This window comes from Pandoraea vervacti (assembly GCF_000934605.2).
GTDB classification, from domain to species: Bacteria; Pseudomonadota; Gammaproteobacteria; order Burkholderiales; family Burkholderiaceae; genus Pandoraea; species Pandoraea vervacti.
In genome coordinates this window covers 1,697,875-1,712,332 of record NZ_CP010897.2, presented here as the reverse complement: position 1 = coordinate 1,712,332, position 14,458 = coordinate 1,697,875, and the positions used below count along the sequence as shown (strand labels likewise).

General features: G+C 64.2%; 12 protein-coding genes. 4 read left to right on the top strand and 8 right to left on the bottom strand.

Annotated elements, in window-relative coordinates; translation table 11 throughout:
• Positions 1-23: 23 nt before the first annotated feature.
• On the top strand, positions 24-257 hold the full coding sequence (locus UC34_RS07695) for a formate dehydrogenase subunit delta (RefSeq protein ID WP_044455077.1): 234 nt from the start codon (positions 24-26) through the stop codon (positions 255-257).
• An 11-nt stretch (positions 258-268) separates the two neighbouring features.
• Here the strand turns inward: UC34_RS07695 and UC34_RS07690 are convergent, their stop codons facing one another.
• From UC34_RS07690 to UC34_RS07660, 7 genes are all read right to left on the bottom strand, one after another.
• Positions 269-1,117, bottom strand: a complete 849-nt coding sequence (locus UC34_RS07690) for an EamA family transporter (RefSeq protein WP_044457887.1) — start codon at positions 1,115-1,117, stop codon at positions 269-271.
• Positions 1,118-1,610: 493 nt separating this feature from the next.
• A complete protein-coding gene (locus UC34_RS07685) occupies positions 1,611-2,060 on the bottom strand; it encodes a hypothetical protein (protein ID WP_052810939.1) in 450 nt (149 codons plus the stop codon).
• A gap of 332 nt (positions 2,061-2,392) precedes the next feature.
• Positions 2,393-3,556: a ShlB/FhaC/HecB family hemolysin secretion/activation protein gene (locus UC34_RS07680; protein WP_157123072.1), complete on the bottom strand. Its 1,164-nt coding sequence runs from the start codon at positions 3,554-3,556 to the stop codon at positions 2,393-2,395.
• A 483-nt stretch (positions 3,557-4,039) separates the two neighbouring features.
• Positions 4,040-5,653: a bifunctional aspartate transaminase/aspartate 4-decarboxylase gene (locus tag UC34_RS07675; protein ID WP_044455075.1), complete on the bottom strand. Its 1,614-nt coding sequence runs from the start codon at positions 5,651-5,653 to the stop codon at positions 4,040-4,042.
• A 111-nt stretch (positions 5,654-5,764) separates the two neighbouring features.
• Positions 5,765-7,450, bottom strand: a complete 1,686-nt coding sequence (aspT, locus tag UC34_RS07670) for an aspartate-alanine antiporter (protein ID WP_044455074.1) — start codon at positions 7,448-7,450, stop codon at positions 5,765-5,767.
• 70 nt (positions 7,451-7,520) lie between these two features.
• Positions 7,521-9,209, bottom strand: a complete 1,689-nt coding sequence (gene aspT / locus UC34_RS07665; RefSeq protein WP_044455073.1) for an aspartate-alanine antiporter — start codon at positions 9,207-9,209, stop codon at positions 7,521-7,523.
• A 734-nt stretch (positions 9,210-9,943) separates the two neighbouring features.
• Positions 9,944-10,345 (bottom strand): YXWGXW repeat-containing protein, encoded by a 402-nt coding sequence (locus tag UC34_RS07660; RefSeq protein ID WP_052810938.1) that lies wholly within the window; start codon positions 10,343-10,345, stop codon positions 9,944-9,946.
• A 311-nt stretch (positions 10,346-10,656) separates the two neighbouring features.
• Between UC34_RS07660 and UC34_RS07655 the strand changes: the two genes are divergently transcribed.
• On the top strand, positions 10,657-11,988 hold the full coding sequence (locus tag UC34_RS07655) for an MATE family efflux transporter (protein WP_044455072.1): 1,332 nt from the start codon (positions 10,657-10,659) through the stop codon (positions 11,986-11,988).
• 6 nt (positions 11,989-11,994) lie between these two features.
• Here UC34_RS07655 and hisN read toward each other — a convergent pair whose 3' ends face one another.
• Entirely contained in the window at positions 11,995-12,804 is an 810-nt protein-coding gene (hisN, locus tag UC34_RS07650; protein WP_044455071.1) for a histidinol-phosphatase, read from the bottom strand.
• A 247-nt stretch (positions 12,805-13,051) separates the two neighbouring features.
• Here hisN and rarD point away from each other — a divergent pair, with 247 nt between their 5' ends.
• Positions 13,052-13,960 carry an EamA family transporter RarD gene (gene rarD / locus UC34_RS07645; protein WP_044455070.1) on the top strand — a complete coding sequence of 303 codons (909 nt, stop codon included), beginning with the start codon at positions 13,052-13,054 and terminating at the stop codon, positions 13,958-13,960.
• A 93-nt stretch (positions 13,961-14,053) separates the two neighbouring features.
• On the top strand, positions 14,054-14,308 hold the full coding sequence (locus UC34_RS07640; RefSeq protein WP_052810937.1) for a hypothetical protein: 255 nt from the start codon (positions 14,054-14,056) through the stop codon (positions 14,306-14,308).
• The last annotated feature ends 150 nt before the right edge of the window (positions 14,309-14,458 follow it).

Below are 14,458 nucleotides of genomic sequence, written 5' to 3'. Positions count from 1 at the left end.
GATCACAGGGGACAAGACAGATCATGGACACCGACAATCTGGTCAAGATGGCCAATCAGATCGGGGATTTCTTCGAGACGATGCCCGACCGCAGCGAAGCGCTCGAGAACATCGCAGGTCACCTGCGTCGCTTCTGGGCGCCGCGCATGCGCATGACGATTCTCGAGCATCTCGAGACCACCGATGGGCACGGCATGCGTGAAATCGTCGTGGCGGCTATCACCGCCCATCGCGCGGAACTGTGGCCTCGCGCCTGAGCCCTCGGGCGCTACGCACCTAGTTTGATGAGCACAGCGCCCCCGACCACCAGGCAGCAGGCAATGAGTCGGCGGGCGTTGAGTTTTTCCCCCAGAAAAATCCAGCCCAGCAGCACTGCGAAGATCGCGCTCGATTCGCGCAACGCCGACACCACGCCCATCGGCAGGTATTGCAGCGCGAAGACCACCATGCCGTAGGCGCACGGCGCAACGACACCCGCGCCCAGCGCCTCCCCGACCCGGCGAGGCGGCGCGAGAAACATGCCGCGCCACCCACCGCGCCACCGCCACACCGCACCGACGAGCGGCACACTCGCGAACAGATAGGCCCACGCTATGTAGGCAAAGCCGTTGCCATTCGACATGCGCACCCCAAAGCCATCGACAATCGTGTAGGCCGCGATGAACACACCGGTCAGCAACGCGGCAGGCACGCTGTCGCCCGAGAGGCGCCGTCCGCGCAATGCCAGCGACAGAATGCCCGCGCAGATGCAGGCGATGCCCAGCACCGCCATCCATCGGGGCGACTCTCCGGCGAGGAGCAACGCCGCGCCGGAGATCAGGAGCGGCGAGATCCCTCGGGCGATGGGATAGATCTGGCCGAACTCCCCCACGCGATACGCGCGAATGAGCGCCGCCGTGTAGGCGACCTGCGCGCACGCGGACAACAGGATGAGCGGCCACACCGGCATTGGCGGCAAGGGCAACAACGCAATGCCGACGAGCGCCGCGAGCAACTGCGGCACCGCCATCATGCCGACTTGCCAGAGACGATCGGGACTCGCGTGGAGGAAGGCGTTCCAGGTAGCGTGCATCAGTGCTGAGAGCAGCACCAGCAGCACGATGGGCGTGGTGGTCATGTCGATCGGACGCGGCAACGATGTGTCGGAAAACGACTGACAAAAGTCCGCGTCCGACGAAGGGAAAAAGGGAAAAGCGCTATTGTCGCAGCGCACGTCGCATCGCCATAGAGCCAGTCAGGTCGATTCCCATCGAGCCAGCGCCCGCTCGATTCCCTCGCCCCGTCATTTCGCGTTTCGGTGTTGCTGCCGAAACGGGCGAACCGTTCCATCGGGCAACGAAACGCCAATGACGACGACACGATGGTCGAATTCCCGCCATCCCGTCGAAAGTTGTCCACACCCTTTGTGGATAACCCACTGGATAACCTGACGACGCTCGCTCAAATGCCCCGTGAACACAGGCTGTCAAGAGCCTTGCTCAAAAAACGATCAGTGCCGGAACAAATATTCGGCTTGACGGTCTGTCGCCCGCCTGCTCAACGGCTCGCGGCGCCGATTACCGACGCGTCGGGCTCCTTGCAAGTTTCGCGCAGGCCACGCCACCGGCTGCTCAGGCATCTGCCGGCGGTGAGGGTGGAGACTGCGGCGCCGCGCGCAGCGCCGCCATGACCTGACTCTGGCCGAAGCCCGCGTCCGGCGACTTCTGCAGCGCCAGCAGGTATCGCTCACGGAACTCGCCCTCGCTCGCCGCCGTCTGGCGGAACAGCTTCGCGGCTTCATCCGCGAGCGCGATTCCCGCGTCGGCCAGCGGCGGCGATTGTTCCTGCCATTCGTCGAGCGCGACGATCAGCCTCGAGACCGGATCGAGCCAGCGAAACCAGGGGTCTTCCGTGATCAATTGCACGAAACGCCCCGTCGGCACCGGGCCGAAGACTGCTTCGTATTGCTGACGGTCATAGTCGATCAGCACCTTGTGCTGGGCGAGCAGCGCCGTGCGCAACGCCTTCATGGCGGCAATCTGGGCGGCAGTGGCCGGCGTGGGTTCGGTCGGTTCGGTCATCTATCGCCCCGGTAACGTCAGAAAGGTTAGGAAACGGAATTGGAAAGCGTCTTACACGCACTTTAGGACTTGGCCCATAGCCAACAGGCGTTTGGATCACGATACTACACGGGTCTCGCACACACCTCGCGAGACCAGGCTTTCACTTCCCCGTGGGAGGCCTGCTTCCTCACCCGCCGACCTGGCGGGTTTTTTTCGCCCGCCGGGTCTTCGTTGAGTCTTCGTTGAGTCTTCGGTGGTCTTCGTTGGGGCGCCGTTCGATCACGATCGTGACGCGTGCGTTCGGCGAACGCACGCGCGCCGGGGCTCGTTCGATAACGTGACGGATGCCGTCAGAACGGCACGGTGAGCTTCGCGTCGATCGACTGGAAGCGGTAGGACCATCCGGGCGGCCCGCTCGACGCCGGCATCCATGGCGCGTTCAGGCGCTGCATGACCGACAGGTCGAGCTTGGACGTCCCCAGATAATGCGTATGGCTCAACCCGACTTCGGCATAGCTGTCGTAGGTATGCAGCGCATTGGGGTCTTCGGTACGGCTGCGGTTGTAGCGCAGCTCCACGCCCGTGGTGCCGTTGGACGTCACGTCGAACGCGCGACGCACGCGCCACTGCAGCGTCTGCGTCTGTGTCGTGCCCGCGGCGATCTGGTCCGTCGCCGCATTGGTCTTGCCGGTCACGCCGACGGTCCATGCGGCGTCGAGCGGCACCGAATAGTTCGCCGTGAGGTCGCGGTTGGTCGCATCGCGGCGTGCATTCTGGAGATCCTGGCTGAGCGTCGTATTGAACTTGCCGTACATGCCGAGGGGATTGCTCATCAGCAGGTTCGCCGTGCCCTGCATCTTGCCTGTGGTCGTCATGCCGCTATTGTTCATGCCGACGTTGAACTGGTACGGACGCTCGTTGAGCACCTGCAAACCGATCGCCCCCTCGCCCGGCGTGCGGCTGCGGGTTGCGACGAAGGGCAATTGCTCCTCGCGCACCGCAAGGCCACGACGCATCAGCATGCGGATGTTGCGGTCGGCCAGACTCTCGCGACGCGGCATGCCGCGCAAGCACGAAGCGCGCGCAAGGAAGGCATTGGGCGGGGCAATGTCGGGGGCCGGTAACGCCGGTCCGGCGGTAGCCGTGGCAGTGGATGCCGCTGCGTCGATATCGACGGCGGATATGGCGGTACCGTCGGCGCTCAGTTCCGGCGCAACGGCGAACTCTGCCGCTGGCAGCGGTGGCGACGCCGGAGGCGGAGCCGAACCGTCGGCCGCAGCGTCGCTAACGGCCATGGCGTGCGCGGGATCTGCGTTCGCGGTACCCACATCGAGGGTCGTCGCCCGCTGCGCCGCATCACGATCGACCGCTGCGGCGACCGCGTTCGGATCGTCGCCGGCGAAAAGGGCAATGGGATCGGCCAGCGCGTTCGGGTCCTGCGCCACGGCAGGCGCCGGCGGTGGCGGTACGAAGTACTGAGGTGCCAGCCCGCGGTCCCACAACCCGTAGGACACTGCGTTCTGCTCAGTGAAACATGGCGGATTAGGATCCGCGAACAAGGATTGTGCGTGCGTGCCCACCGGAATCCCGGCACTCAGGCACGCGGCCAGCAGGAGGCGACTCCGCACGACCGGCTTTACCGACATTCGACACCCGAAACTCCCCCCCCACGCTGATGCCGTCCACTGGCGTCGTGCGCCGCATTCGGCATGAGGGGGTGCTATAGCGACAAGGGGCTATTTTACGTCCATCGGAGGACGCTCTGCCAGTCACGAAACGTGCAAAAAGATTGGGGAACTCTTTCGACGGATTGCCACTCATACCGCGTGACTTCCCCTGTAGTGATTTTTGCCCGCCTCGTGCGGGCATTTTATTTTGGGGTGTCACAAGACAAAAAAAGCCCGGGAAGCGGATTCCCGGGCAATGTTCGACCGCCATGGAGGGGCGATCGAGGGGGGGCCTGCCGATGCCGCTGCGCGCGTCGTTACTTCTCGTCGTTACTTCTTCTTCCCGCCCTTGCTGCCGCCGGCAAGGAAGCGGGTGTTGTACTCGTCCATGAGCTTGCGCACCGTATCGCCGATCTGGATGTAATCCGGCTCGTTGAGGTTCGCCAGCGAGACGCGGCCCGAGGGGTGCAGCGTGCCGAAGCCACGGCCCGGCAACAGCACCACGCCGCTTTCCTTGGCCAGACGGAACAGCACTTCCGAGGGATCGACCGTCTTCATGAACCAGTCCACGAACGCCTTGCCGTAGATCTTCGTGCCCAACACCTCGAGATCGAGGATGTTGTAATAGTCGACGGCGGTCGGCCCGGTCTCTTCGGAAATACCCGCCGCGCGATACATCGCAGCCTTGCGGCGGCGAATGATGCGCTTGACGGCGTGCTTGTAGGCGTCCGGTTCGTCCATGAGACAGAACAGCGAGAAGAGCGCCATCTGCACCTGCTGCGGCGTCGAAAGACCAGCCGTGTGGTTCAGCGCCACGGCACGGCTGTCGGCCACGAGACGGTCAATGAACTTGAGCTTTTCCGGCTCCGTCGTAATCGACGAATATCGCGCGTTGAGCCCCTCGCGCTGTGCCTTGGGAAGCTTGGCGATCTTGTCGTCGAAAAGGTTCTTCTCATGCGTGGCGATCGCGCCCAGACGCCAGCCCGTCGCACCGAAGTACTTCGAATACGAATAGACGAGAATGGTGTTGTACGGCGCAATCGCGAACAGCGAGCGAAAGTCGTCGGCGAAGGTGCCGTAGACATCGTCGGTGAGAATGATCAGATCGGGGCGCTTCTTCGCGATCTCGGCAAGATGTTCGAGAGACGCATCGTCGAGCTTGACCGAAGGCGGGTTGCTCGGGTTCACGAGGAAAAACGCCTTGATCTTCGGGTCGAGCAGCTTGTCGAGTTCCTTCTTCGAGTACTGCCACCCAAGCGACGGATCCGCGTTCAGGTTCACCTCGTGAAGCTGATAGTCGGCCAGTTCCGGAATCTCGATGTACGGCGTGAAGATCGGCATGCCCAGCGCGATCGAGTCCCCCGCTTGCAGCAGGTGGTTCGTCTTGAGCGTGTTGAACAGGTAAGTCATGGCCGCCGTGCCGCCTTCGACGGCGAACACGTCGAAGTTGCCCACGAACGGATGACGTCCGACCATCTCGCGGCGAAGGTACTTGGCGGCGATCTTTTCCGTGTTACGCAGCATGCGATCCGGCACCGGGTAGTTACACCCGAGAATGCCGTGCACCATCTCCGTGAGAAAGTCCTCGACGTTCAGGCCCATCTGGTCGCGAATGTACGAGATGGACTTCTCCAGGAACTTCACGCCCTGCTCCTGGTGATGTTCACGGGCGTAGTCCTGCCAGCGGGCTTCGACACCCTTGCCCGGCGGAATGCCGCCGACACCTTCCGGCATGTACGTGAACTGCCGTTCGGCTTCGGTCAACGCGAACAACCCCAACTGGAAGAACCCGTGACGCGGTTCGAGCGCGAGGAAGTTCGGATTGCCGCGACCGGCATTGAGCATCGAGCGCTGCGCGCCATTGTCCTGAGCAAGTTCGATCAGCGTGTCCTTGAATTCGAACGGGCTGAGTTTGGCGAGTGCGTCGAGTTCCTTCGATTTCATAGCGATTTCTCCATGAACAACCACTTACAACCAATGTCGATGCCGTCCTGCGGGGGCAATGACGGGGATCGGAATGAATGCTTCAGATGCGTTGCATGACGGGTAACGTGCTCATGTGAGCGATACCACCAGCGGCCCGAGCAGCGTGAGCAGCACGTTGGCAATGGCGTAGGTAATGGCGAACGGCACGGTCGGCACGTTGCTCTCGGCCTTGTCGAGAATTTCGCCGAACGCCGGGTTGGCGCTGCGCGAACCGGACAAGGCCCCGGCGAGAATGGCGACGTTGTCGTAACGCAGCACATAACGCCCGAACAGATAAGTCAGCAGCAGCGGCACGATGGTGACGATCACACCGGCAACGAAGATCGAAACGCCGCTTTGCTGGAGCGTCTGCCATGCCTGCGCACCGGCGGACAGCCCCACGCAGGTCACGAAGGTGGCAAGACCCAGTTCCTTGAGCAACGAACTGGCCGCGAGCGGCATCGCGCCGAAGGTCGGATGCTTGCCGCGCAACCAGCCGAAGACCAGACCGGCGAGCAGCGCACCGCCGCCGCTGCCCAGCGTGAGCGGAATGCCGCCCACCTTGACCACGATGTAGCCGATCAGCAGACCCACCACGATGCCGATGCCCATGTAGACGTAGTCGGTCTTGACCGAGTACGCCACCGGGTAGCCGGCTTCCTTGGCCGCACGTTGCACGTCGCTGTCCGCGCCGTACAGCGTCACGACGTCGCCGTGATACACGACGGTGTCGTCGAGCACCGGCAGGGGCTGTCCCATACGCGTGATCTTCGCGATGTACACGCCGTGCTTGACGTCGCGCGTAACGCCAGCCTTCAGTTCGCCGAGCGTCTTGCCGTTGCCGCCTTTGCGGGCAAAAACCACTTCCTGCATGCGCAACGCGATATCGAGGTCGGCAGACGGACGCTGTTCGTCGCCAAGCAGACGCCACGCCTCGGTAGCGGCTTCGCGGCGGCCGATGAGCATCACGTCGTCGCCCGCTTCGAGCACGAGATCGTCCGTGGCGATGATGATCTTGCCGTTGCGACGCAGACGCTCGATGGTCACGCCATCGGTCAGTTGCTTCTCGATGTCGATCACGCGCTTTCCTGCACCGGTGCTCACGCGATACACGCGGCCTACGAGCGCGGGCAGCGAGTCGACCTGGTCGGCCGTGAGCACCGCACGGCCACCGGCCATTTCGAGCTCCGCCTTCTTCGCGTCGTCCTTGAGCGTGCGGCCCATGAGCTTGGGCACCAGCGACGCGCACACGATGATCGCCCCCAGGCTGCCGAAGATGTACGTCACCGCGTAGCCGATGGCCACCTCGGACTGCAGACGCTTGACCTCGTCAGCGGGCAAGCCCAGACGGGCAATCGCATCGCCTGCCGTGCCGATGATGGCCGACTGCGTGAGACCGCCACCGGCCACACCGGCTGCCAGCCCCTTGTCGAAGCCGAAGATCTTTGCGCAGACCAGCACGGTGACAAGACCGGACGCCGCGAGAAACAGCGCCATGCCGATCTCGCGCAGGGTCTTGCGCGAGAGCGAGCTGAAGAACTGCGGACCGCTCTCGTAGCCGACTGCATAGATGAACAGCGCGAACATGATGCTCTTCACGCCGGCGTCGACCGAAATACCGATTTGCGAGACGACCACGGCGACGAGCAGCGAACCGCCCACACCGCCTAACTGGAACGATCCGAACTTGATCGCCCCGATGGCATATCCGAGGGCGAGCGAAAGAAAAATCGCGACCTCCGGGACATGGTTGAGAATCGTATGCACCAGTTCCACGGCAGAACCTCCGTCAAAAGAAGAATGCAGCGACCGGCGGGGGAGCCGGCACGCGACGACTCAAAGCAAATCAGCGCGAAAACTGATGGGCGACGAACACGACCGCCGGTCCCATGAGCGGCAGCAGCACGTTCGACAGGGCGTACGTCACCGTGTACCCCACGACCGGCAATGCGCTGTTCGCCGTTTGCACCACTGCGCTGATCGCAGGCGTGCTCGCCTGCTGACCCGCGATCGCCCCGATCAGAATCGGGCCATCGATGCGCAGCAACTTATGACCCACCCACAGCGATACCAACGCCGGAACGAGCGAGACGCAGATCCCCACGACCGGCAACGCCATGCCATGCTCACGCAGCAGCACGGCTGCCTGCGGGCCGGCGGAGAGGCCGACGCACACGACGAAGACGGCAAGTCCCAGGTCCTTGAGCAATTCGTAGGCCGCCGGCGGGAACGTGCCCCACGTGGGACGGCGCGAGAGCAGCCAGCCGCTCGCGAGCCCCGAGACCAGCGCGCCACCGCCCGAGCCCAGCGTCATGGGAGCGCCGCCGACGTGCACCGACAGATGCCCGATGCATAGACCAACGATCAGCGCGAGGCCGACGAAGATGAGGCTCGTCTTGTTGCCGTGCGGCACGGCCTTGCCCATGACCGCGCCCGCACGCTCGACATCGCCCTCCAGTCCTTGCAGCGTGACGACGTCGCCGCGTTGCAGCGCAATCTTGCTCAGCGAAGGCAACTGCATGCCCATGCGTTTGACGGATTTGACGAACACCCCGTGGCGCAACTCGACCGGCGCTTCGCGTCGCAGATCGCTCACGGTACGGCCTTCGGCTTCCTTGTTCGTCAGGATGTAATCGCGCTCGACGAGCACAATGTCGCCCGTTTCGGTGCCCGCGACTTCCGGACCGACGAGCGCATGAGCGTCGAGCATGGCGTCGCGTCGCCCCACCAGCAGCACTTCGTCGTCTGGCAGCAGTGAGAGGCCTTGCTCGACGGGCACCGTTGCCGAAGCCCGTCGCACGCGTTCGATGGCAACCCGTGCGTCCAGCGAGGCTTCGAGCGATGCCACCGTGAGTCCGGGGTGCGCCACGCGATAGCTGCGGCCGACCAGATCGGGCGCGGCGGGCGCGCCGATCTCCTCACCGTTCTCGTCCTCCATCTCCTTTGCCAGACGCGCGCTGTCTGCCTTGAGATCGATACCCAGCAGGCGCGGCGCGAGAAGATTGGTGAACAGGACGATGGTGATCAGACCGAACACGTAGGTCAGCGTGTAAGCGGTCACGACGTTGGCCTGCAACGCCTTGAACGTCGCCGGGTCGAGCCCCAGACGGCTTAACGCTTCGATGGCCGTCCCGACCATGGCGGATTCGGTGGCCGCGCCGGCAGCGAGCCCGCCGGCCGTGCCGGGATCGAGGCCCAGCAGCTTGACGGCGAGCATGACGATGCCGAACACGAAGACCACTTCGATGATCGATAACACGCCGAAGCGCAGGCCTCGCAGGTTCAGGTTTTCAACGAACTGCGGCCCGGCCGAGAAACCCATCGCAAAAATGAACAGGGCGAACGCGAAGTCCTTGAGCGAGCCTTCGACCATACAACCGGTCTGTCCCACCAATAACGCGACGAGCAGCGCACCGCACACGCCGCCGAGCTGAATCGGTCCAAATCTGATGCGCCCGAGCAACTGGCCCAGAACAACGCATACGAACACGGTGATCAACGGCACTGCATCGAACAGAGGAACTGAACACTGCATACAGGCTCCTGCCACATGTCACACTTCGGCGATGGGCTGACCACCCCTTCAGGCGATCGACGTCCGGCATACGAGACTTCAGGAAACGACTGATCTTCGCGAATACGACCACGCAGATCGAAAGACAGCAGACCGTACCTCGGTCATACGTTTTGCACCCAGGCGCATACCGCCGGGCGTTGGAGTGGGAGGGCGCACACGGCGCACTGAATTACCTATGCAACATCATGCGAACGTCGCGCATTTCGGTAGCACAAGTAATTAAAATTACGCTATTTGCGACGATTTTTCGCCCAATGGCGGTCCGACGTGGGCATAGTGTTGTTCAACGTTCCTGACGTGTCAACTGGTTTTGCGTAGGGTCTCGACCTTGTGCGCGTCAAGCTGTCAATTTCACCGACTAGGTTGGACTACTGATGAAAATTCGCCGAGCATCGAACGCCCCAGCGCGAGCGCAGCGACACGCCGTGCATGACGCGCCGCATGACGTCGCGCCTTCAAGTGCGTGCGCAAAATTTCAACGGGCAGAGATGAAAATTATTCAAACGTCGCGACCGAATGCCGCCGCTTCCGGACGACATGGGTGACAACATGGGTGACAACATGGGTGACAACATGGGTGACAACATGGGTGACGACATGGAAGACGGCCCCGGTGTCGTCGCTGACATGGCGTTGACACGGTATCGACGACGGCATGGCGCCGACGGAGGGAACGGACGCGGCGGGCGCGATTACTTGCCGGAATTCGGGGTGCCGGGGGCGCGAATTTCGTGAAGGGTGCCGGGCCCCCACCCGGTGGCGTCCCACTTGCCGTCGCGCAACGTCCATTCGTGCGCGCCGGTCTCCTCCCAGTGCGGCGGCGTGTAGCGCATACCGGGGCGCTTCGCTTCCATATGACCGTCGACCCAGTCGTAACGACCGTCTTTCCACTGCCAGTATCCGGGCACCCAGAACTCGCCCTTCGGCGCCGCATGCGGGTCTTCGAAGCGCGGCGGCGGCGGTCCGCGTTGCAACGTCACCTCGGCCAGTGCAGGCAAACTTGCGAGACACAGGACAGCCGCGACGGCGTGACGGCGATGCGCGGAAAGAAAGGTCACCAGCGACGAGACCCTTGAAAGCGACGGGGACGGCATACGTAGACTTTCAGTGAAGAGGCAGAAGTGACACATTGTACCGTCCACGACCTGCCTCCGCGGTCACCGACACGCGAGGGAGACGGCGCAAAATGTCGCACGCGGTCGCCAGACTTCGCGTCGGGTCATGTTGCGTCGCGTTAGCTTGCATTGCGTCCCATCACGCCCTCAACATGCCCCCGTGCGCCCCCATGCGCCCCGCCAGGTCGCGAATCTTCGCATCACCTTATAATCGGCGCACACACAACCTGCCGCCGCGTGCGTGCGCAATCCGACGGTGCCGCCATGAACGGCCACCGCAACACTCGCTCATGAACCCTGCCCCCGCGGCCACCGGCCATCGGCAATTGCTCCGTCTGGCGGTGCCCATCGTGCTCGCCAATCTCACCCAGCCCCTGCTCTCGGCCGTCGACACGGCCGTGGCCGGACACTTGCCGGGCCCCGCCTATCTGGGCGGTGTCGCGCTCGGCGGGCTATTGCTCAATCTCATCTTCTGGGGTTTCTCCTTCCTTCGGATGGGCACGACCGGGCTCGCCGCGCAAGCTTTCGGCGCGCGCGACACCGAGCGTCTTCGCGACACGCTCGCGCGCGCCCTGGCATTGGCTTTCGCCATTGGCGCGAGCCTGCTGATATTGCGCGGACCGCTGGTATCGCTTGGTGTTTCGTGGCTCGGGGGCAGCGATCAGGTGCAGGCGCTCGGGCGCGAATACGCAAGCATCCGTATCCTTGCCGCGCCGTTCGCGCTCGGGAACTACGTGGTGCTCGGCTACCTGCTCGCGTGTCAGCGGGTGCGGCAAGGGCTTGCGGTGCAAGTCGTCATCAACGTCGTGAACATCGTCGCCGTGCTCGCCTTCGTGCGCGGTTTCGATGCGGGCGTGGCGGGCATTGCATGGGCGACTGCGCTGGCCGACCTGCTGGGCTTTGCACTGGGCGCATGGCTGCTGTGGCTCGCGCGTACCCCCGGCCTGCCGCCGCTGCGGCTCGCGACACTGGTCGAACGCGGTGCGCTGTGGCGTCTGCTGCGGCTCAATCTCGACATCTTCCTGCGCACCCTGTTCCTGCAACTCGCCTTCGCGTGGTTTGCGCGTGTGGGCGCACGGCTCGGCGACACGACGCTCGCCGCCAACGCCCTGCTCCTGAACTTCCAAACCTTCATGGCGTACGGTCTCGACGGCTTCGCGCACGCCGCCGAAGCGCTCGTGGGCGCGCATGTCGGGGCGCGTCAACGCGAGGCGTTGCTCCACGCGATCCGTTTGTCGCTGGGATGGGCGCTCGGTTGCGCCGTGGCGTTTGCGCTGGTCTATGCCGCTGCGGGCGGGTCGATCATCGATGCCCTGACCGACCAGCCGATACTGCGCGAGACCGCACGGGAATTCCTGCCGTGGGCCGTCGTGTCGCCGATCGTGGCGGTGTGGTGCTTCCAGCTCGACGGCGTGTTCATCGGTGCGACACGCACGCGCGAGCTGCTTACCTCGTCGCTGATCGGCTTGCTGGTTTTCGGCGCCGTGATGCCGCTCACGCTACGCGCATGGGGCAATCACGGCTTGTGGGTGGCGCTCATGGCCTTTCTCGCCACGCGCGGCATCGTGCTGGGGGTGCTGCTGCCGCGCATCTGGCGAGGCATGCCTCGCCATCTCGGGTAGGCGCAGTCACTTCCCGCGAATGCAGGCGAGCGCTGCCGCGTGCAACTCGGCGTTGGCGGCAGCCAGCACCTGGCCCTGCGAAGTCAGCGTCAGTGGATTGCCTTCCCAATCGGTGATGATGCCGCCGGCCGCTTCGATGACGGGCGCGACCGCCAGATAGTCATACGTCTGCAATCCGGCTTCCATGACCAGTTCGATGTGACCGCTCGCGAGCAGCCCGTAAGCGTAGCAATCGCCGCCGAAACGGCGACGGCTCACCGCCTTCGTCAGACGCTCGAAGCGGGCGTACTCGGCAGCGTCGAAGATATCGGGCGAGGTGGCGTAAACCGTCGCTTCGGCCAGCGACGTCACCGGGCTCGTCGCGCACACTTCGCCGCCGAAGCGGGCTTCGCGCACGCCGTTGGCCGGGTCGTTGACACCGACCCAACGCTCGCCCGTCGCGGGAATATCGATCAGGCCAACGATGGGCTGGCCGTTTTGCAGCAGCGCGAGCAACGTGCCCCACAGCGGGTGCCCGGTAATGAAACTGCGCGTGCCGTCGATCGGATCGACCGACCAGACGAACTCGGCGTCCACCCCTTGTTTGCCGAATTCCTCGCCCCAGATCCCGTGCGACGGGAAGCGCTCGGCGATCTTCGCGCGCAACGCGGTCTCGACTTCACGGTCCGCAATCGTGACCGGGCTCTCATCGGCCTTGTCGTCGACGGCCAGACGCCGGCGGAACCAGCCCAACGACAGCGGCCGGACGGCGTCGGCAAGCGACGCAGCGAAGGCGGCATACTCGGCGACAGCAACGACTGCGGGGGAAGACGACATCCACGAATCTCCTGCAAGGAAGCGCCGCGCATGGCGGCAAATGGGAAAAACACTCGATGAGTCGCGATGATACGCGCTCACGGGTGACGATGTGACGACATACGATGCCTGCCATCGAGGGAAGGCGGCCTTCAGGAAAGGCTTGGAACGGCGCGGGGTAACGCCCAAAACTGGTGCAAGTTTGCTATGCTCGCGGCCTTGCTCAAGTCATTGAGTCATCGAGTCACAGCCATCCACAGGTCTCCCCATGCTTTCCGGTCGCGGCGTGATGCTCTCCGTATCGGCGTCGGTCATGTTCTCCATCATGCCCGCGCTGGTCGCGCAACTCTCACCCCTCACGGGGCTGGACGTCTTTGCGTGGCGCATTCTGCTCACGCTGCCGGGCACGCTCGTCATCGTCACCGCATTGCGCCGCTGGAACGTGCTCGGCAGCACGCTCTCGCATGTCCTGCACCGGCCCGCCCTGCTCGGCGCGGTCTTGCTGTGCGCGGCCATGCTCGGCGTACAACTCTGGCTCTTCGTGTGGGCGCCGCTGCAACAGCGCATGCTCGACGTCTCGCTCGGTTACTTCCTCCTGCCCCTCACGATGGTGCTCGCCGGCCGTACCGTCTACAAGGAGCGCCTGAGCCCCTTGCAGACGGCCGCCGTCATCTTCGCTGCCGTGGGCGTGGCGCACGAGCTCTGGGTCACGCGGGCGCTGTCGTGGGTCACCGCGCTCATCATGTTCGGCTACCCGCCCTACTTCCTGCTGCGCCGCCGACTGCATCTCGACGCGCTGAGCGGCTTCATCCTTGAGATGCTCGCCATGGCGCCGGTGGCCGTGGTCCTCGTGTGGCACGCATGGGCGCAAAACGCACCGGCGCTGGCCGAGGCGCGCTTCTGGTTCTGGCTGCCGGCGCTGGGTCTGCTCAGTGCGAGCGCGCTCGCGAGCACCTTCGCCGCCGCCCGCGTGCTGCCCATCGGGCTGTACGGCATTCTGGGTTATGTGGAACCGGTACTGCTGTTTGCCGTCTCCCTCGTGCTGCTCGGCGAGCCGTTCACCGAGCGCGGCCTATGGACCTACGCGCCGATCTGGATCGGCGTCGCGCTCATCGTGTTCGACAGCTTGCGCACGCTGCGCCGGCAACGGCTGCGCGGCCCCGGCGCCGCCCCCTGAGCCGGATTGCCAGCAGTGGCAAGTCCGTCGCAGACGTGCCGTATCGGTCCGCGCGGGCGCGTTATACTCGCGAAAGCTTGTAAGACGACCACTATGAAAAATCTCGCCAAGATCGCCACTCTGCTTTCCTCGGGGCTTCTCACGGTTACGCTGTCGGCCTGCGGCTCGTCCGCGCCGCTGTTCACGTCCGATGGCCGCGCCACTCAGCAAATCCAGTGCTCCGCCGCCAGTGCCGGAGACTGCGAACAGCGCGCACGCTCGCAATGCGCGCAAAAGGACTACGACGTGCTCACACGCGACGTCTCCGGCAACGTCGCCAACCTCGTGATCGCCTGCCAGCCCGGCTGAGCCACGCCGCCTGCGCCGTTCCGAATCCGTTTCGAGCCCCGGCACCGTGCCCCTCACGTGCACGCGCCGGCAGTTGGCATTACGATGCGTTATTGCGTGCGATCAAATACCGGTCGATCCCCGCCGCGGCGCGGGATGACTTTCAGGGCG

What these genes read in the sequence shown, in the direction of transcription:
- UC34_RS07695 (WP_044455077.1), top strand. Translation starts at nt 24, where the DNA reads ATGGACACCGACAATCTGGTCAAGATGGCCAATCAGATCGGGGATTTC.
- UC34_RS07690 (WP_044457887.1), bottom strand. Translation starts at nt 1,117, where the DNA reads ATGACCACCACGCCCATCGTGCTGCTGGTGCTGCTCTCAGCACTGATG.
- UC34_RS07685 (WP_052810939.1), bottom strand. Translation starts at nt 2,060, where the DNA reads ATGACCGAACCGACCGAACCCACGCCGGCCACTGCCGCCCAGATTGCC.
- UC34_RS07675 (WP_044455075.1), bottom strand. Translation starts at nt 5,653, where the DNA reads ATGAAATCGAAGGAACTCGACGCACTCGCCAAACTCAGCCCGTTCGAA.
- aspT (WP_044455073.1), bottom strand. Translation starts at nt 9,209, where the DNA reads ATGCAGTGTTCAGTTCCTCTGTTCGATGCAGTGCCGTTGATCACCGTG.
- UC34_RS07660 (WP_052810938.1), bottom strand. Translation starts at nt 10,345, where the DNA reads ATGCCGTCCCCGTCGCTTTCAAGGGTCTCGTCGCTGGTGACCTTTCTT.
- UC34_RS07655 (WP_044455072.1), top strand. Translation starts at nt 10,657, where the DNA reads ATGAACCCTGCCCCCGCGGCCACCGGCCATCGGCAATTGCTCCGTCTG.
- hisN (WP_044455071.1), bottom strand. Translation starts at nt 12,804, where the DNA reads ATGTCGTCTTCCCCCGCAGTCGTTGCTGTCGCCGAGTATGCCGCCTTC.
- rarD (WP_044455070.1), top strand. Translation starts at nt 13,052, where the DNA reads ATGCTTTCCGGTCGCGGCGTGATGCTCTCCGTATCGGCGTCGGTCATG.
- UC34_RS07640 (WP_052810937.1), top strand. Translation starts at nt 14,054, where the DNA reads ATGAAAAATCTCGCCAAGATCGCCACTCTGCTTTCCTCGGGGCTTCTC.